Genomic DNA, 19,206 nt, shown 5'->3' on the forward strand with positions numbered 1-19,206 from the left:
GGTTACTCCTCTCCTTTCTGTGTTGCGAAGATTTCTTGATAGATGGCATTGTTATTGGCTAAAAATTCATGGCTTCCTTCACCAACCAGACGTCCATTATCTAAAACGAAGATGCGGTCGGCTTTCACAACAGAGGCAATCTTTTGCGCGATGATGATCGTTGTCGTGTCTTTTAATTGTTTTTCAAACGCTTCGCGAACCAATTTTTCCGAACGAGCATCTAATGCACTCGTACTATCATCCAAAATCAAAATTTTCGGTTCACCGATCACCCCTCGAGAAATCGATAAGCGTTGCTTTTGTCCTCCAGAAAAATTGCTGCTGCGCTCGGAGACCGGCGCTTCAAACCCAGCGGTCAATTTTTGAATAAATTCACTGGCTTGGGCGATTTCCGTTGCGCGAGACATCTCAGATTCTGAGGCGTCTTTTTTCCCTTGCCGCAAGTTTTGGGCAATCGTTCCTGAAAAGAGGATCGCTTTTTGCAAGACAAAAGCGACCGTTTTACGCAAGCTTTGTTCATTGACTTCTTTCAAGTCAACGCCGCCAACTCGCACGACACCTTCCGTTGGGTCAAACAAACGGGGAATCAGCTGCGCCAGTGTTGATTTGCCGGCACCAGTCGCCCCTACGATCCCAATCATTTCGCCAGGTTTGATGGTAAAACTGATAGCCGTTAGGGCATTTTTTTCATCCCCAGGGTAACGGAAACTGACGTTTTCAAAAGCGACACTTCCAGACAACTCTTGTTCTGGGACATCTTGGTATTGCAGATCCGGTTCGGTATCTAGAATCTCTTTGATCCGTTTTAGCGAAACTGCAGCCCGCGATGTCATCATCATCATCATGCCGCCGATAATGATCGCCATCATAATTTGCATCAAATAATTCATGAATGAGGCAATTCCCCCAATCAAGGTTGGATCATCTTTCGCTAGATCACTGACAAAGAAGATCGCGCCGACCACTGCTAAGTTGGCCGCCAGCATAAAGGAGGGGATCATTACAGAGAACAGGGTTCCTACGATAATATTATGCTTCGTTAACGTTTCACTGACTTTGGAAAAGCCTTGTAGCTGGTTTTCTTCTTGGACAAAAGATTTCACCACACGAATCCCCATCAAATTTTCTTTGGCAATCCCATTGATTTTGTCGATCAAGTTCTGGATGATCATAAAGTGTTTGCCCATCCGTGTAAAGGAGAGTGCCGTAATCACTAGGACAGCGATAATCAGTAAGACGATGATCCACCACAGTTGCGGCATGGTTGTCATCGCCAAAATGAAGGCACCGATAAATAAGAACGGGATGCGAAACAAAGATTGTAGTGAGATCATCACTAAGTTTTGAATTTGCGTGATGTCATTGGTCAAACGCACCACTAAGTTTCCTGCCGAGAAGGTTTCGATATTACCAAATGAGAATGTCTGGATTTTCCGAAACATTTCTTCTCGAATATCGGCACTAACGCCTTGCGCCACTTTCGCAGAAAAAATCGTGTTGATGATCCCTGCAACAAGGCCTAGCAATGCTAGCCCAATCAGCTGCACACCAATTTTTTTCATTTCATCATTGTTTTCGGTAATAATTGATTCTAGCACTTGCTGCAAGAGCTTCGGCTGCCATAATGCAGCAACGACCATTAAAATGACCGATAATAAGGCAATGCCAGTTGCCGCTTTGTACTTTTTGACATGGCGTAAGACCAGATCCATATACGTACCACTCCTTTGTGTTTAGCAGAAAAGACTGCCAAAAAATTTCGGTTGCACAACAATTTACCATGGATCACGACGGGAAACAAGCGAACAAATAAAACAAAAAGAGCTTTCATGAAAGCTCTTTGAAAATATTGCATAAATGTTGTCGAAAATAACGAATAGTAAAGGGATTATGATGATCCTCGATACTGGTTTGATTATTTTTTGTCGCTAAATCTTTGACTTACGATTCGCTGTTTTCCAGCTCACTTTTTTGTTTTTTTGTCAGCTTTTGTTTGACTAAATCGTAGGAAACCAAAATCATTTGTTCGATGTTTTCTTCCATCAAGGCATCAGATGCCAACTTGATGGTATTCCAATGGGTCTTATTGGCATAATACCCTGGAATGATCACGTCAGGAAATTGCTCTCGCAGCGTTTCGTTGACCTCGGGCAGATTTTTCAAAGTCAAAAACGCTGTTTCTTCTGGTTGTGGACTCATGATCCCAAACTGCTTTCCTACTAAATCAAAGTAGATTGCATCCCAATCTTTGCGATAATAGACTTTGGCTCCCGGCAAGCCTTCCCCAAATGCTTGAAATCGCTGCATTTTTTGTGCAATTTTTTCTTCAATCGATGTACTCATTGTGTGTCCCCCACTTTCTGCTATCAAAATCGCCATTTTCTGCCTCAATTTTGACAGATTGAATCGCTTTCTGCTCTATTTCCTACTATTATACATGGTTGTCGTGGAAAAAGGGATTTTTTATCAGTGGCATGTCGACTGATAATGACGTTACATGCAGCTGTAAGCGGCGTTACATTCATTCACCTTTCTCAGAGGACACAAAAAAAAGCCCTCATCAGCGAGTAAGTTGTACTCGCCAATAAGGGCAATTGATTACTAGATGTCATGGACAAGATTCATTTGAGAATCTTAGTACCAACCATTTGCTTCCCAGAATGCTTTGGCAGCAGACCAAGAACCATAACGTGATGCTACATATTCATCGGCAACCTTTTCTTGGTTAGCAGCTGAATAGTCACCATTTAAGTAAGAGTTGGTTAATTGGTAACGGCCATAGTATTGTCCGTTTGTCGCTGTGTAAGAACCACCAGATTCTTTGTTTGCGATCCATTCTTTTGCTGAAGCTTCTGAGCCGCTAGCTGAAGAGCTGTAGCTTGAGCTGCTTTGTGTGCTTGCAGCAGCAGATTGTGTGTTGCTTGATTGTGAAGCTGCTGGTTCACTTGGTTGTTGTACACTTGCTGCAGCAGTCGTGTTTGCAGATTCTGTATAAGTTGCAGTGCCATCTGTAGGGATGATCAATGCTTCCCCAACAAAAATCAAGTTTTTATCAGCAATCTCGTTTGCTTCAACGATCGCATTGATCGTATCATCAGAGCTATAACCATAAAAGTTAGTAGCGATTGTTGATAATGTATCACCAGATTGAACAGTGTATTGTTCGTCTGCAAAGGCGTCTTTCCCACCTAAGAAAAGGCCGAAACCGGCAAGGACAGCTGTACTAAGTAAAACAGTTTTTAAAGACTTCATATAATTAAATCTCCTTCTTTGAAACTCATTTTGCGTCATTTGAGATGACTCAAGCGCATAAACAAGTCTAACATCGAAGAATATTTCATAGGTAAAGAATTCATTACAGATGATTACGAAAACGACAGTTGCCTTACGTTTCGTAAGAATTTGAGAATCCTATCATATCAAGCTTTACTCTGCTGTAATTTTTAACATTACAGTTATTTTGTTTTCAGGTAAACCAGTTAACCTTAGAAAACCTTTCCTATATTACAAAAAACCCTCTTTTTACACAGGATTGTAACAAAAGAGGGAACGAGACAAGGTCTCATTCCTCATTTACTTTCTATTTTTTCTTCACTGGGATCAATTTATTCATGACGATCGCCGCAATAGCGCTTAAAGCAATCGGTGAATCTAATAAATATTGTAAGAATTGAGGCGCGGATTCTTTGATTTCTGCTGGCATAAACAACAAGCCGATGGCAATAATCAACGGTACCCCGATAATATACAACTCACGCTCGGAAAACTCTTCATTCTTAATGACCCGAAAGCCGCTCAACAAAATAATGACGCAGACGACCGCGAACACGCCGCCGATGACAGCAGAAGGTACTGCGTGAATCAAGGCTGAAAGTTTTCCCATAAAGGACAATAGGATAAACCAAATGGATGCCATCACAAAGACTTTTTTACTAGCAACCCCTGTGATCGAAATGATCCCTGCATTGGTAGAATAACCAGTTACAGGTGTCGTTCCAACTAAGGCGGCAACCAAGCAGCCTAACCCTTCACCGATCACGCCTTTATTGATCTGTTCATCCGTAACAGGTTCTTCTGTCACAGAACTGACCGCATACCAAGTTCCTGTTGTTTCTGCTAGGAGAACCATATAGATCACTAGCATCGTTAAGATCGCTGAAACATCAAAATGCAGGCCATAGTTTAGAAATACCAGTTTTGGCAGACTAAAGAAAGAAGCATCCGCCACCGACTGAAAATCAACGCCTCCCATAAAGGAAGCAATCACGGTACCGATAACCAAAGCAATAATGACCGAACTGATTCGGAAGTATTTTCCCATTCCTGGAAAATAATCGCCTAACATGGAAAACAAGATCAAAATCGCCGCAGTAATCGCAGCTAGCAACATGTTTTGATTGGCACTTAGTGTTTCAGTGGCAGGATAGATATTGCTAGTAAATGCCGTTGGCAGCAGCGTCAAACCAACGATCATGATGATCGTTCCACTGACGATCGTAGGAATAAAATGACGAACAATATACTTATAGATGCCAGTAAAGCCTAATAAAATGACTGCTGCGGCACCAACAATGCTGGCACCTAACACCGTGTCCATGCCGTTGGCACCAAAATAAATACCGATGATCGCTCCAACGGGTACAAAGGATGGTCCTTGACATACGGGTAATTTCAAGAAAAAGAGGACTTGGATCAAAGAAGCGATCCCTGCTCCTAAAAAGGTCGATTGGATCAAACCTGATGCGTCTGAAGAGGACATCGCCACCGCGGTTGCGATAATAAATGGCGGCACATACACGTCCATTGCCAACACATGCTGTAATCCTAAAAGTACTGCTTGACCAAAGGGAATGTCTTCGTTCATTCCGATCGTTAAATGTTTGTTTTTCGTTGATTCCACTGTCTCATTCTCCTCATTTTTCGTGTACTTTTTTTCCTTGGACCCAGACTTGTCGAATATTTTGCATCGTTGCTAAGTACAGGATTTTTTGTAATCTTGCTTCGGGTGAAGTAAACACACCGAAGTCAGGCAAAGGATTTTCTTTTTGTTGCGTATCGATCACTTGCACATCAAACGCATACCCTTCTTTGATGACACCTACTGGTAATCTCAGTGCCTCACCGCCGCCTTTTGTCGCCAATGAGAACGCATCGATCACGGATATACGAGAATCAGCTACTCCTCGTGTGTTTTGAGGAAGCGTGACATCCACGCCATCTTCTAACATTCTCGAAGACATCACAGCTTGTTTGATGTTGTCATACAAACTCGGTGAAAAACCGCCTGAGATATCCGTTCCTAAACCAATCGTGACCCCTTGTTCTTTCAAGCGCTTGATTGGGATCACGCCATTGGCAAAGTAGGCATTTGAGATGGGACAGTGCGCAACTGCGGCGCCGGTTTCAACAAAACGAGCGCCGTCAGCTGGGCTGATGAAATTGCCATGAGCCATCACTGCTTTTTCACGCAACAAGCCAAAATCTTGCAGCACTTCGGTATCCGTTTTGCCAAATCGTTCTTGAACAAAGTCATGTTCCCATTGCCCTTCACTGCAGTGGGTCTGAACATGGACATCATATTTTTCAGCCAATGCGCCTAACCCTGCCAAGCCTTCATCGGTACAGCTGGGGACAAATCGCGGAGTGACCACAGGATAAACGCCTTGTGGTGCGGTCTTTGCGATTGCTTGTACTTCTTGAATAAAACGTTCTGTATCCGCTAATGCCTCTTCTGTTGACGCATCTCGATAAAAAGCAGGATTGGCTTGGGGATCGTCCATAACGACTTTTCCGACTAATCCCCGTTGACCAAGAGCGGCACAAGTCTTCGCCAATTGAAGGCTCGCTTCTAGATGGATCGTTGCAAAATAAAGAACCGTTGTCGTTCCTCTTGCCAATAGCTGTGCCACCAAATCTTGATAGACAGCTTTGGCAAATGCTGGATCGGCATATTTTGCCTCCAGTGGAAACGTGCATTCATCTAACCAGACATTTAACGGTTCATCTAACGCGATCCCTGCTTGCGGCCATTGTGGTGCGTGGACATGCAGATCGACAAATCCTGGTAAAAAGCACTGGCCTTCGGATAAAGCCTGAAGATTCTCTGATGCTTTTGCCAGCTCTACCTCATACCCTTGATCTGTTTTGGCAGTAACTTTCGTGATGACCCCTGCGTCATCGACTTGAATCAAAGCTTCTTCTATATATTCTAGTTTTCCATCAGTTGGCGTATGGAAAACATCTCCTTTAAAATAGCGAATGGTTGCCATTTGTTTGATTTCCCCCGTTCTCTAAGACATTGTCAGGAAAAAGCCGTTCATTTAATGTTCCTTTTTCACTAACACGATGTTCTTATTTTAACGCTATTCGAAAAAAGTGCAATAAAATTCACTATCATAAAGAAAGATAAAACGATAAACGTTCGGTTTTTATGCGATTTCAAAAAAAAAGACACCGTCTAGAAATAAGACAGTGTCTGCTTTTTGAGAATATTCGCTTGGTTTATCTTAACTAAGGCGTTACCTAAACTAGACTAACGGTCAGTGTTTTTCCGAGGGCGGAAGCAAGTTTGGATAATGTTTCGAAACTTGTATTATCCCCTCTCTCAATACGTGCAATGGTTGACTGAGGAACAGCGGCGAGCTCTGCAAGTTCTCTTTGTGTGAGTCCTGCACTTTCTCGCGCTTTCATCAATGCTACAGCACTAGCAAGTTTCGCTTTTTCAGCTTCATATTCAGCTTTGAATTCAGTGTCTTTCATTTTTTCTTTTAAAAAATCATTGAATTTAACTGTTGGCATCTTTGATCTCCTCCTCAAATTCTTTTCGGATCTCTATCGCTTTTGCTATTTCTTGAATTGGCGTCTTCTGCGTTTTCTTGGTGAAACCATGGGTAATAATGAATTTAGAACCTAGCCAATGAAAATATAAAGCTCTTTGAATGTTTCCTCCCATTCCTGATCTCAGCTCAAATAGGTTATCTCCCAGTTTTTTCACCCATTTCATTTTTTGAGCGATCAGTATTCCATGTTCTTCCACATTCGCAATGACTGCTAACATTTTTTTCTGGTCTTTCTCAGGTAACTGTTCAAAAAACTCAATAAATTCATTGTGTCCATTTGGTCGCTCATAAAACTCAAACTTAGGTTTGTCCATACACAAATGATAGCATATATGCTATCATTTGTCGATTCAAGTTACCGTTCATTATTCTTTCTTAGACTTTATTCCCTATAATTGGTTTCATCTTTTTTTCTAGTTGATACAAAACTACTTAACATTCTCTTTGTCGATTACACCGAATCAACTCCAAATCATTTCTCCATCATTTTTCTTTACGATTCCTACGAAATACCACCAGTCCGCCTACTAGCAAACAGAGTACTCCTGCAATCGATCCCCATTTTGCTGGCTCTAAAAAGCTTTGGATCCTTGAGGTCTGATTCGTTGCCGTCGTTCCTGATAGCTGAAACAAGAAAGCCAGCGGCTGATGTTCAAAACGAAGAATGACGAACAGGAGTGTCATCAAAAGAAATTGATGTACCAGACTCCCTTTGTTTTGTGTGGCATACTTGGCTAAACTCTGCTGCTCAATTGCTTCCGGTTTTGCCGCCAAATACTGTTTCGTAAGCCATTGATTCAATCCCGCATTAAAGAAGCTAATGACGAATAAACTTATTGGAATCAGTGTGTCGCTGCTGAACAGAAGAACACCTGCCATCAGCCCAAGTAAATATGTTGGTACCAGCTGCTTTTCTAAACGATGAGCAAGTTTTCCTCCGAGAAACATGGCACCAAAAAGGCCCAGTGCATATGGTAAGTAAACGTGAGTGCTTAGCGCTTGTGCTCCAAATCGACCGGTAACATACACCGAGCCGAAAAGAAAAAGAAAGTTACCGATCACTCCCCGAATAAAGGTGAGAATGTTCAAGTGAAGCGGCTGTCTCCACGACTTACTGCGTTTCGTTAAAGTGATCAGCAGCAAAGCAAAGAGAAACAAGAAACCAGTGATCGCCCACTCAAAGAGGGCATTCGACTTGATCAGCCTGGCTGCTCGCAAGCCAAACAGTAAGAGAAAGAAAAAGAAATACAACAAAAATTGCTTGTTGAATAACTGGTTGCGCTGCATCAGCGGTCTTTTCGGTAGGTTTTTGAAGGTTTGACTACTCTTAGCCGCCAGCACAAAGAGTGCAAGATAACTGCCAAATAGACCAATACCTTGAAGGTCATCAGGCAACCGTAAGGCAAACAATAAAACGAAAAGAAAGAACAGCGCCTCCTTCCAATCATTTTTCAGCGGCTGTTCAGTGAGCTTGGCTTTTTGGCGTACCATCAGGTCAGCTGGCGGCAACCAAGAAGCACTGATCCCCAGCAAACCAGCAGCTGGCAAGAGTGCAGCGCTCCACCAAGTGCTCAAGATACCTACCAATGCGCCGGCGCCGCCGATCAAGACACTGGCTGCTAACAGCGATGGTGCGAAAAGCGCCGTAAGCGTCTGTAAGAAAAAGACCCCTGTCATGCGAAAGGTATAAAACAGCGCAAAGGCTAATGCTGCACTTAGCGACTGCTCTTTGCTCAAAGATAAAAAATAAAGATACGGAATGATCGTGATCGTATTGCTGATGATCAAAAGTGCGGTATGGGATTTTTTGTATTTCATCTAAATTCCTCTACTATTGATTGTAGTCTTATTATTTTTTCTATTCTTGATAATAGGTAGTCATTATAAGCAAGTACTCTATTTAATCCAGAGGCCATTCTTATCCTCCACCACCTTTAATTTACTATCCGGCAGTAACTGACATTCGATCGTTTCCCCTTGAAGCTTCACTTTGATTGCTTCTTGCTGATAAGTGATCGTAAACGTCAATGATTCGATTTTCTGCGGCAAATGATTCGCCAGATGAAGTCCGCGATCATAGGTCAGACCAGCAAAACCATAAATCAAACTCAACCAGCTGCCACCCATATTGGCAGCATGAACACCGTCTACAACATTCTTTTGCAAATCATTGAGATCCATCAGTGCGGTATCCATAAAGTAACGATACGCTTTTTCAGTGTCGCCGATTCGGCTAGCCATCACACTAAAGATGGAACGAGACAACGAGGAGTCATGGGTCGTCACCTGCTCGTAATAGTCATAGTCTCTTGTTAATTGATCTGCTGAAAATTCATGGGTAAACAGCATCTCTGCTAAAACAGTATCTGCTTGCTTGCATACTTGATACTTATAAATGATCATTGGATGATAGTGAAGCAGAAGCGGATAATTCTCAGCAGGTGTTTCCTCAAATGGCCACAGCGCTTGATCTAAGAAGGAATCATCTTGTTTCGTTAGCTGCCGCTCTTCATCGTAACCGAAGTACATCAAGTCAGCTGCTTTTTCCCAATCGGCAATCAATTCTTGATAGACATGGTATCGTTTGGCTAATTCGACCGCATAGCGTAAGTTATTTTGTACCATTTTGTTTGTATAAAAATTGTTGTTTACCAAAGCGCTGTATTCGTCTGGTCCTGTCACTCCATGAATACAAAACCGCTCTTGTCCTTCTTTTACAACAAACGTGCCATAATGAAACCAGAATTTCGCTGTTTCAAAAACGACTTCTTTACCAATTTCTTCAATAAAGGGTTGATCACCCGTGATACGTTCATATAATTGAAAACCATAAACGATATCGGCATTGATATGCAGTTGTGCTGTACCTGCTGGATAATAGGCACTCGTTTCATTACCGTCAATCGTACGCCAAGCAAACAATGCCCCAGCTTGATTCAATTCTTTTGCTCGTTTTTTGGCTTGCGGCAAAATACTTGCACGATAGGAAAGCAAGCTTTTGGCTATCTCGGGGTTCGTATAAATGAAGAAAGGCAGTAGATACATTTCTGTATCCCAAAAATAATGTCCTTCATATCCTTCACCCGTCAGCCCTTTTGCGGCGAAATTCGTTTTCCCATCACGCCCTGCACCTTGGTTCAAATGAAACAAATTGAAACGGATCCCTTTTTGCAAATAGTCATCCCCCACGATTTGAATATCGCTGACTTGCCAGAAAGATCGATAGTAATCCGCTTGTTCTTTTAATAAGACAGAAAACTCGTCGACTTTCTGCTCAAATGGTGTCTCACCAAACCTTTGCAGCAATTTGACCTGAAAAATCGAAGTTGACGGTTCTCCAACTGTCAAATACTGCTTTTCTTGATGCAGCCGAATAGCAATTTGCTTTTGACTATTTGGTGCTGTCCATACTTGGTATGCGCCCATTTGTTCTTTTTCCAATTGATGATTCTTACTGGCAACTCGAGGATCATCTGTTTTATTGACAGAGAATTGCTGATTTAATGTGTGGGATAGTTCGATCGGTTCTGAAAAATCGGCTGTTATCACTTCATAGCGGCAAACATAGAGTTCACTACGCGTCATTGACGCAAACGAAGTTAACCCCAACTCAAAAGACTTTCCGGTCGGAGTAGTGATCCGATAACTTTCCGTCAGAATCCCGTCAGCTAATGCAAGACTCATTTGCGTTCGTTCGACTTGCCATTCCTCAACCGAAGAATCCTCCTCGCCGATTTTCAAAATAACTCCACGCAAGTTTGGCAATTTGCAAATCGTTTGATGTTCTTTTGCATACCCATAAGCCCATTCGCCATACTGAATCGGCTCGCTGTCAAAAAAGCCGTTGACAAACGCCCCAGGATTTCCTGGATACAGTTGATTGACCTTCAAAGGATGCCCTGCACGGACGCCGATTTGCCCATTTCCTAAAGCGAACAATGTTTCTAGATACTCCATTTTCTGATGGGACAGCTCATCAGCTGTCAATAGAAAGTCGTTTTTCTTCATCCTTTATCCTCCAAGTCTTTTGGTTTATTCCTCGTTATCTTCACTTAGTTTCTATCCTACACTTCTAGCCAATGATTGCAAGGCTCAGCTCTTAGTCCTTTTGCCACAAGCATCTCTTTAGAGCCGAGCAGCGAATGTATGATACCATGAAGCAAACACGAAAGAAGGCGATTTCTTGGATTTATGGCTTACAAATGTACAACTTGAGACGAGTTATTTAAAAGAAGGCGACTGGTCTTATGGAACCAAAACAGAAAATACAGCAATCGGGATCAATGATGGAAAAATAGCGGAGATCGTGCCGATGACTGAATGGCAGGCATCAAGTGAGGCGACGATCATTGATGGGGAAAATCAGTTATTGTTGCCAGGATTGATCGAAAAACATTGTCATTTGGACAAAAGTAAATTAGGTACTCCTTGGCGTCCAGTAACGCCAGCAGCTAGCTTGGTGGAACGATTTGAAACTGAGATTCCCCAATTAGATGCCTTACCGTTATCGATCAAAGAACGCGGACAAGCGCTGATCGATTTAGAACTACCTCACGGTGCGGTGATGTTCCGCTCACATATCGATATTGAACCAATGACTCAGCTGCGTTATTTTGATGCGATCACTGAATTCGTTGCCGAACAGCCTTTTGGTTCAGAGCTGGTCTTATTTCCCCAACATGGCTTGCTGCGCTCAAATGCAGCTTCTTTGATTGAAGAAGCCTTAGCAACGGGCAAAGCTTCTTATATTGGCGGTGTTGATCCTTATACACTCGATCAAGATTATAAAACTTCCTTACGAACAACTTTTGAACTTGCTCAAAAAGGGCATGTCGGTATTGACCTCCATCTTCATGATCGGCAAGAAGCTGGCAGAGCGACCGTTAAAGAAATGATTCGTTTGACGAAGGAATTCAATATGCAAGGAAAAGTGGCGATCAGTCACGCCTTTGGTCTAAATGACTTTGAGGGAGCAGAACGCAAAGAAGTCTTTCAAGCCTTAGCAGACTTAGAGATCCATATCATTTCAAGTATTCCCATCAGCCCAGGAACGATCCCGCCGCTGAAGGAATTGCAAAGCTATGGCGTGGCTGTTCATATCGGTTGCGACAATGTCTATGATTCTTGGTCTTCTCTTGGCGACGGTTCTTTACAAGAAAAGCTGGCGCGCTATTTAGAGATTTTTGCCGTCAAAAGTCAGGAAGACTTGACGCAAGCCCTAGGTCTGGTTACTGATGGCAAAGTGCCATTAGATAAAAACGGTGCGCAGCAATGGCCTAAGGTTGGTGATTCGGCTGATTTCTTGCTGACACCAGCTGCTTGTACGGCAGAATTCGTTGCCCGCAAAGGCTTCGTCAGCAAAAGTTTTTATCAAGGAACGGTTGTCTTTTCAGCTGAATAAACTATCTGATAACAACGAAAAGAAAAGCCATTGTCTGAACTGAGCAGACAATGGCTTATTTCTTTCGATCATTAAACGTTTCTCAAAAATTCCATTTTACCCAATCAGCAAACAATTCTGGCCAACGGACAACCGATGCTTCGATCCCGTGTTGATTGCCGTTGGCGGTTTCCGGTGTTCCTAAACTTAGTCCATGACCACCGCGAGGGAAAATGTGCAGCTCATAAGGTATATTAAATTTGCGCAGCTGTTCGGCAAAAAGGAGGCTGTTTTCCGCCAAGACTAATCCATCTTCTAACGTATGCCAAAGAAACGTCGGCGGTGTCTGTTCATTGACTAAAGTCTCTAAAGACAAAGCCGCTTTTTCTGTTTCATAGCGATCTGCTAATAATGAACGGAAGGAATCTTGGTGCCCAAGTTCACCACTAGATAAGACCGGATAACTCAACAGTAACCCGTTAGGTCGCCATTCTTCATTGGCTCCTTGTAAAGCCTCTGCTAGAAAAGGTTGCTGCCAAGACACACCCAGATTAGCAGCTAAGTGACCGCCAGCTGAAAAACCGGCAACAATGATTTTTTCAGGATCGACGTGCCAGACCTCATGATTGGTGCGCACAAGACGAACGGCAGCCGCCAATTCCTTTAAGGCTAACGGATAGACAGTCGGTTTGATACTATAATGCAACACAAAGGCTTGGAAACCAAAGCTCATCATTTTGATGGCGATCGGTTCCGCTTCGCGATCAGACAACATTTCATAGCCGCCGCCAGGACAGATGATGACCGCTGGTCGAACACGATCTGGTTCCATTTCAGGAGAATTTTCCATGACATACGTGGTTAAACTGGCTTGGCTTTCTGGTAAAAGTGCGGTTCTTTTTTCATGTATCACGGATTGCGCCTCATTTCATTGTAATTTTATAGACGATTGGTTGGTCGGTTTCAATTGGTTCAAAAGTTAGTTGCAAGCCTTCATCGGTCACTTGCCAATCAATAGGCTGTTCTTCGTGTCCTAGAATCGTCACGGTTTGGATGATGCCGTGAAATTCTGGCAAATTTTGATCTTTAGACTGGGCCAGTGCTTGGATCCTTGCGTGTCCATTCTCAGGACTTGCCATGCCAATAGCATACAACGAATCCCCCTGAACCGTAAAGCGGAAATCCTGGCTCGTGTATGTCGTCGCCTGTGCCTCTTGAAATTGGCCTGAGACAACGGTCGTGGGTCCTTCCCCGGCTTTGCGCCATGGTTTCGCTTCATAAATGGCTTCACCGTTTACATCCAGCCACGCACCGATTTCTTTTAAGATCGTTTGATCTTTTTCTGGGATCGAACCATTCCCTTTCGGCCCGATATTCAAAAGAAGATTGCCATTTTTACTGACGACTTCGATCAAATCCTGTAAAATCTCACGCGTTGTTTTGTAATCCAACGTTGTGGTATAACACCATGAATTGCGAGCGATCGCTGTATCTGTTTGCCAGTAAAAAGGTTGTGGTTCGGCAAATTTTCCCCGTTCGATCTCCACAATACCACTACCAAACATCATGGCATCGTGTTTGTAGCAGATACCAACTTGTTTGCCCCATTCAGCCCCACGATTGTAATAGTAAGCAGCGAAAACTTGCAGGTGCTCCTTGAAGGCTTCGTGTTGGATCCACCAATCAAAATACAGCAGCTCTGGTTGATAGTTGTCGACGAGTTCACAGGTTCGCAGTAGCCAATCATCTAAAAACTCTTTTGAGGGATATGGCTCGCTATACAAATCTTGATTATCAGGTTCTGGCATAGCAGGCCAATAAAAGTCGCCTTTTGCTAACGGTTCCTTGATGTCGCTGTCAAATTCCTTACCATGTCCCATGAAAAACCAATGTTCGGCACGATGAGATGAGGTGCAAAAATGCAGGCCTTGTTCCTCAGCTGCTTCTTTTAATTCCGCAAGAATATCTTTTTTCGGTCCCATAACTGCCGCATTCCATTCAGAAAGCTCGCTTTTGTACATCTGAAACCCATCGTGATGTTCTGCAACGGGAAAAAGATAATTGGCACCGGCTTGTTTGATCAGTCGAATCCACTCATTTGCATCGAATTTTTCTGCAGTAAATATGGGAATAAAGTCTTTGTAGCCGAAGTTTTTTTGCGGACCGTAGGTGTTGATATGGTGATCGTATTCCGGATGGTCTTTGATGTACATATTTCTGGAGTACCACTCGTTATTAAATGCAGGAACACTATACAATCCCCAATGAATGAAGACCCCAAATTTTGCTTTGGGGAACCATTCCGGTAGAACAAAAGCGCCCAAAGATTGCCAATTTGGGAAAAAGGGGCCTTGATGCGCGACTTGGTGGATCGTTTCTACTGTGATCATGGTCTTTCCTCCAAAATACCGACTGTTTCCAGCCATGTTTTTGCAATCAACACATGTCCTGCAGTCGACGGATGCACACGATCACTGCTTAAGACATAGGATGACTGATAAAGCAAAAAATCATCAAACTTTTCCTGCGTATCTCCTAAAAGGATACCATACTCTTGCGCTACTTTAGCAAGCACGTGTTGGTAGTTGGTAAGCATTTCTCTTAGTGGATCTTCTTTGTTGGCTTCAACCATAAACGGGGTCAAGAGAATCATTCCTTTGACACTCGGTAATGTCTGAGCGATCAAATCACGCAACTCTGATTCAAATCTTTCAATCCCCACCAGTTCCGTTTGAGCAAATGTGCCATCAAAATGCCGCCACACATCATTTACACCGATCATGATCGTTACCCAATCTGGTTGAAATGCCAATACATCATCCTTCCAACGCTTCTTCAAATCGACGACTGTATCTCCACTGATGCCTCGGTTAACGATCATTAATTCCATTTGTGGGAGTAATGCTGTGGTATAGGCGTTGATCAGATGAACATAGCCGTCCCCCCATGACGACCATCCCGCAGGTATCGCTTGATAATTTCGATTACTATCTGTGATCGAATCCCCCATAAAAAGCAGACGATCTTTTTTATCCACTATCATTGTTTTCCTCCTTAAAGAAAGAAGACTGATCCGCTGGTGCTGGATCAATCTTCTTAAGTGATTGCTTAACCAAACGCTGTTTACTCACTTTTGTCAAGGAACCGTTGACCAACCATTTTTATGATTCTTTGTTTTTGATTAGTCCCCAAATTCTTTCGCTACTTCTATCCGTTTTTCGTTTTGATCTTTTGCATTGTTCATGTCAAATTCCAAAACGGTTTGATAGCCAAGACCATCTGCTGTTTCTTGCATTTCTTTTAGCAATTGATCAAATTCTGCTTCATCTTTGGCAAAAACCATTCGCCAAGAGTACTCGATGATCGTCGCTTTGGCTTGGTTACGCAACGTAGAGATCTCTGAACTATCTTCTGGCGCTACATAGCTGGCACCAGGGGCAACTAACAATTGGTCGTTCTCCTCTAAATAGCCAATGGTGGATTCTGCACCACCCATATTTTTTGACCAATCTTCTTTTACAGGATCGGTTGTTTCATTTTGGTAGCTTTCCCACATCGTATAAGCATAAGGGAAGCCTGTATCAGGATTGATATCGATCGGTAATACCGTATTGACGTTGAGTGCAGATACGCCATCTTTGTAACTTCCGCCACCGTATTCTTCTGGCACATCCCCATCACCATCTAGCAATGCTTGTTTTCCGAACTCAGTTAAGACAGGCTCGCCGTCTTTCATTTCCCAAGTCAACCCTTCTGGACCACTACTGCCGCTTGTTTGAGAAGAATTTGCTAACACACCTTCTGATGAGTAGAGCCAGTCAATGAAGGCTGCGATTCGCTCTGGGTCTTCGGCATTAGAACCGATCCCGATAAATTGTTTGCCACCGTATACTTCCGCACCATAAGAGAAGATTTTTTGATCTTGGATCGGTGCCAACATAAAGCCTTTTCCTTCAGTCAAGTTCGTGGTCGTATTAAATGCCGCTTGACCTAACCAAGGCCACCATGAGAATAACACTTGTCCTTCTTGGAATTTTGCAAAAAGTGTATCGTAATTTTGCGTCGTTGATTCTGGGTCAACTAAGCCCATTTGATTGGCTTCGAAGTAAAACTTAAGTGCACGAATATATTCAGAGTCACTATCGAGAATGCTTTGATAATCAGATCCATCGGCTTTTGCCAAGACAAATCCTGACTCATCGTACCCATAGTAGGTGACAAGCTGTTTGCCTGCATTCATCATGTTGCCGTCCCAATCGCTGAATAGAGAAAACCCATACACTTTTTTGCCAGAATCTGTTGTTGGATTGTCTTCTTGCATTTTTTGAATCACAGGAAGCAGGTCTTCCAATGTCCCGATTTCTGGGTATCCTTGCTCCCCATAAAGATCCCAACGCACGTAAGCACCAAATGTAGGGTCTAATCCTTCTGAAGGATCGGTGGCTTTTAAGGTAGAAACAGAAGTTGGAAAGCCATACAGCCCATCGGCATCTTTGTTTAGATTTTGAACAGCCGCATCGAAGCGCTGAACGTTTTCCATAGTTTCATAATACTCGCTCGCATCGGTCAACAAACCTGCTTCAACCAATTCATTATACTGTTCTCCAGTATCAACAATGATCAAATCACCCAAATCGCCTGCTGCCGTTCTCGTTTGATAAAGGGTATCACCGTTTCCAGCAACGTTTGGTGCGATGATGTTCAATTCCATATTGAATTTATCCCGCACGATTTTGGCAAACCAACCTTCTTGCATCCCCATATAGTTGGCTAGCCCATTATAGACATCGATCGTGATCGTTTCATCGTAGCCACTTTCGCTAGAAGCGGCATCTGTGTCAGATTCAGCTGCTCCTCCACAGCCGGCTAAACTACCTAGCAATGTCATGCCTAACAAACCTGTTGTTACATATTTGGACATTTTTTTCATTTTCTTCCCTCTTTCTTTTTATTAGCCTTTCACCGCACCCAACATAATTCCTTTAACAAAATACTTCTGGAATAGCGGATAAATGAACATGATTGGTAAAACAACAATGACTGAAACGGTCATGCGGATCGACGTCGGCGTCTGCGTTGTTGCTGCTGAAGCGATGCTAGAAAGTGATCCCGAGGTATTTTTGACCATTTGTGCCAACGAATTGGCTTGATTGATATACGTGTAAAGAAGGTATTGCAAGGAGTAGAGACTTTGATCCGTAATGTAAATCAATGTATCCTGGAAGGAATTCCATTGACCCACTGCCGAGAAAATCGCTACTGTTGCTAAAATCGGCGTACAGTTGGGTAAAATTACCCGAAAGAATACTTGAATGATGCCAGCTCCATCCATTTCAGCTGCTTCTTGCAATGATTTGGGGATCGACTCAATATAGGTTTTCACCAAGATGATATTAAAGGGCTGAACGACAGCAGGCAAAATATAGACCCAAAAGTTATTCGTTAAACCTAATGTCTTCATCGTGATGAATAATGGAATCAACCCTGCATTGAAATACATTGTAATCACGACAAAGCGATACCAAAATTTTCGTTTCCACATTTTTTCTTGGGTAAACATGAAGCCTAAGAAGGCTGAAGCTAAGACAGTCGCGGCGGTACCAATCACCGTTCTAGCCACCGAAACCGTTGCGGCTAGAGGCAATCCTTTTAGCTGTAACACTTGACTATAGTTTTCAAAATGGATCTCTTGTGGAAAAAAGCGAATTTGGCCTAACGCACTCAACTCATTATTACTGATTGAATTAATGATCAAGTAATAAAAGGGATACGCGCAAATTAACGTAATCAGAAAGAAAAAGGTATAGTTGAGGATACTAAACGTCAGGTTTTCACGTTTGCGTACTTTTTTCGCCTTTTTCTTTTCACTAATCGATAGTTCCATTGATATCCTCCTCTTCTAAATAATGGATGTCCCCCGAATTTTTTTCGAAGCAATATTGACGATGGCTAACAAGGCAACAGAAATGACACTTTTTAGCATACTGATCGCGGTCGCTAGCGATAGACTATTTCCGCCCATCCCTAAATTGTAGACATACAAATCGAGGACTTGGATCGTATTTCGATTGAATGCATTTTGGAAGACAAAGTACTGATCCATTCCGTTATTCAGCAAGTTGGCGATAGACAGCATCAACATCACAAGGAACGTCGGCATCAAAGCAGGTAGTGTGATATGACGCATCAGGTGGAAACGATTCGCCCCATCGATTCGTGCCGATTCATACAATTCGGGGTCAATTCCTGAAATGCCTGCAAGATACATGATTGCACCCCAGCCCAAGCCTTTCCAAATATTCCAAAGACACATCATCAGCCACGTATGATTGCCGCTATCCAAAAATTTGACTGGATCGGTAACGAAGCCCCATTCTTGCAGCAACGTGTTTACCAGCCCTGTTGAAGAAAACAAGCTAAAGGCAATCGTATACACCAAAACCCAACTGATAAAATTCGGCAGCGTGGTCAGCGTTTGGACCAAATTTTTAAACCATTTGCACTTGATTTCGTTCAGTAAAATGGCGAAGCCTACTGGTAGGATCGAAGTGGCGATCCCTAAAAAACTCATGGCAAAGGTGTTTTTCATTACTTGTACGATCTGATCCACTTGTGTTGGACTAGAGACAAGAAGTCGAAACCATTTGAAGCCTACGAACTCGCTGCGCGCTAAACCTAATGCTGGTTTGTAATCATAAAGTGAATAAATCCATCCGTGCAAAGGAAAATAAGAGAACAAAAACACGAGAATCAGAAAGGGAACGATGCATAAAAACAAAATCTTCCCTTCTCGTGTCACCCGCTTATTTTTTCTTGGGACACTGCTTAGTTTACTTTCCATTTTCCTCCCCCTTTTTTGTAACCGCTTTTACATTTTTAATACTAGCACCTGAATGCTTATTTGCCACCTGTGAAAAATAGAGGTCAATCCGTACATTTTAGACTTCATTTTTCTTTTATTTATAAAGAACGTTGATCTATCAATGT

Annotated in this window: 16 protein-coding genes; 1 reads left to right on the forward strand and 15 read right to left on the reverse strand. The window is 42.8% G+C overall.

What is annotated here, in order from left to right:
• Positions 1 to 2 precede the first annotated feature (2 nt).
• The 9 genes from IGI73_RS12785 to IGI73_RS12825 all read right to left on the reverse strand — a co-directional run bounded on the left by IGI73_RS12785 (position 3) and on the right by IGI73_RS12825 (position 10,847).
• Positions 3 to 1,712 carry an ABC transporter ATP-binding protein gene (locus IGI73_RS12785; protein WP_060791424.1) on the reverse strand — a complete coding sequence of 570 codons (1,710 nt, stop codon included), beginning with the start codon at positions 1,710 to 1,712 and terminating at the stop codon, positions 3 to 5.
• 229 nt (positions 1,713 to 1,941) lie between these two features.
• Positions 1,942 to 2,343 carry an MmcQ/YjbR family DNA-binding protein gene (locus IGI73_RS12790; RefSeq protein ID WP_060791578.1) on the reverse strand — a complete coding sequence of 134 codons (402 nt, stop codon included), beginning with the start codon at positions 2,341 to 2,343 and terminating at the stop codon, positions 1,942 to 1,944.
• A gap of 291 nt (positions 2,344 to 2,634) precedes the next feature.
• Complete coding sequence (locus tag IGI73_RS12795) at positions 2,635 to 3,252, reverse strand: LysM peptidoglycan-binding domain-containing protein (RefSeq protein WP_008380639.1); 618 nt, start codon at positions 3,250 to 3,252, stop codon at positions 2,635 to 2,637.
• A 328-nt stretch (positions 3,253 to 3,580) separates the two neighbouring features.
• Positions 3,581 to 4,864, reverse strand: a complete 1,284-nt coding sequence (locus IGI73_RS12800) for a uracil-xanthine permease family protein (protein ID WP_086338707.1) — start codon at positions 4,862 to 4,864, stop codon at positions 3,581 to 3,583.
• A 49-nt stretch (positions 4,865 to 4,913) separates the two neighbouring features.
• Complete coding sequence (gene guaD, locus IGI73_RS12805) at positions 4,914 to 6,269, reverse strand: guanine deaminase (RefSeq protein WP_428206656.1); 1,356 nt, start codon at positions 6,267 to 6,269, stop codon at positions 4,914 to 4,916.
• A 253-nt stretch (positions 6,270 to 6,522) separates the two neighbouring features.
• Complete coding sequence (locus IGI73_RS12810) at positions 6,523 to 6,798, reverse strand: helix-turn-helix domain-containing protein (protein WP_005228477.1); 276 nt, start codon at positions 6,796 to 6,798, stop codon at positions 6,523 to 6,525.
• Complete coding sequence (locus tag IGI73_RS12815; RefSeq protein WP_005228476.1) at positions 6,785 to 7,153, reverse strand: type II toxin-antitoxin system RelE/ParE family toxin; 369 nt, start codon at positions 7,151 to 7,153, stop codon at positions 6,785 to 6,787. The genes IGI73_RS12810 and IGI73_RS12815 overlap by 14 nt, the downstream gene beginning before the upstream one ends.
• A gap of 169 nt (positions 7,154 to 7,322) precedes the next feature.
• A complete protein-coding gene (locus IGI73_RS12820; RefSeq protein ID WP_428206657.1) occupies positions 7,323 to 8,657 on the reverse strand; it encodes a hypothetical protein in 1,335 nt (444 codons plus the stop codon).
• 78 nt (positions 8,658 to 8,735) lie between these two features.
• Positions 8,736 to 10,847, reverse strand: coding sequence for a glycoside hydrolase family 65 protein (locus IGI73_RS12825; protein ID WP_428206658.1), 2,112 nt, complete (start codon positions 10,845 to 10,847; stop codon positions 8,736 to 8,738).
• A 175-nt stretch (positions 10,848 to 11,022) separates the two neighbouring features.
• Here IGI73_RS12825 and IGI73_RS12830 point away from each other — a divergent pair, with 175 nt between their 5' ends.
• On the forward strand, positions 11,023 to 12,240 hold the full coding sequence (locus tag IGI73_RS12830; protein ID WP_438759240.1) for an amidohydrolase family protein: 1,218 nt from the start codon (positions 11,023 to 11,025) through the stop codon (positions 12,238 to 12,240).
• Between the two features lie 82 nt (positions 12,241 to 12,322).
• On the opposite strand, the gene IGI73_RS12835 is transcribed toward IGI73_RS12830, so the two are convergent.
• The 6 genes from IGI73_RS12835 to IGI73_RS12860 all read right to left on the reverse strand — a co-directional run bounded on the left by IGI73_RS12835 (position 12,323) and on the right by IGI73_RS12860 (position 19,060).
• Positions 12,323 to 13,132, reverse strand: coding sequence for an alpha/beta hydrolase (locus IGI73_RS12835; RefSeq protein WP_428206661.1), 810 nt, complete (start codon positions 13,130 to 13,132; stop codon positions 12,323 to 12,325).
• Positions 13,133 to 13,142: 10 nt separating this feature from the next.
• Positions 13,143 to 14,609 carry an alpha-L-fucosidase gene (locus tag IGI73_RS12840; RefSeq protein ID WP_086372346.1) on the reverse strand — a complete coding sequence of 489 codons (1,467 nt, stop codon included), beginning with the start codon at positions 14,607 to 14,609 and terminating at the stop codon, positions 13,143 to 13,145.
• The gene (locus IGI73_RS12845) at positions 14,606 to 15,262 is read right to left on the reverse strand and encodes an SGNH/GDSL hydrolase family protein (protein ID WP_005234072.1); all 657 of its coding nucleotides are present in this window, start codon (positions 15,260 to 15,262) and stop codon (positions 14,606 to 14,608) included. The genes IGI73_RS12840 and IGI73_RS12845 overlap by 4 nt, the downstream gene beginning before the upstream one ends.
• Positions 15,263 to 15,400: 138 nt before the next feature.
• Positions 15,401 to 17,149 (reverse strand): ABC transporter substrate-binding protein, encoded by a 1,749-nt coding sequence (locus IGI73_RS12850; RefSeq protein ID WP_428206662.1) that lies wholly within the window; start codon positions 17,147 to 17,149, stop codon positions 15,401 to 15,403.
• Between the two features lie 21 nt (positions 17,150 to 17,170).
• Positions 17,171 to 18,103: a carbohydrate ABC transporter permease gene (locus tag IGI73_RS12855; protein WP_005228460.1), complete on the reverse strand. Its 933-nt coding sequence runs from the start codon at positions 18,101 to 18,103 to the stop codon at positions 17,171 to 17,173.
• Positions 18,104 to 18,118: 15 nt separating this feature from the next.
• Positions 18,119 to 19,060 carry an ABC transporter permease gene (locus tag IGI73_RS12860; RefSeq protein WP_005228459.1) on the reverse strand — a complete coding sequence of 314 codons (942 nt, stop codon included), beginning with the start codon at positions 19,058 to 19,060 and terminating at the stop codon, positions 18,119 to 18,121.
• Positions 19,061 to 19,206: the final 146 nt, after the last annotated feature.

The organism is Enterococcus sp. DIV0755f (assembly GCF_051713725.1).
GTDB classification, from domain to species: domain Bacteria; phylum Bacillota; class Bacilli; order Lactobacillales; family Enterococcaceae; genus Enterococcus_D; species Enterococcus_D casseliflavus.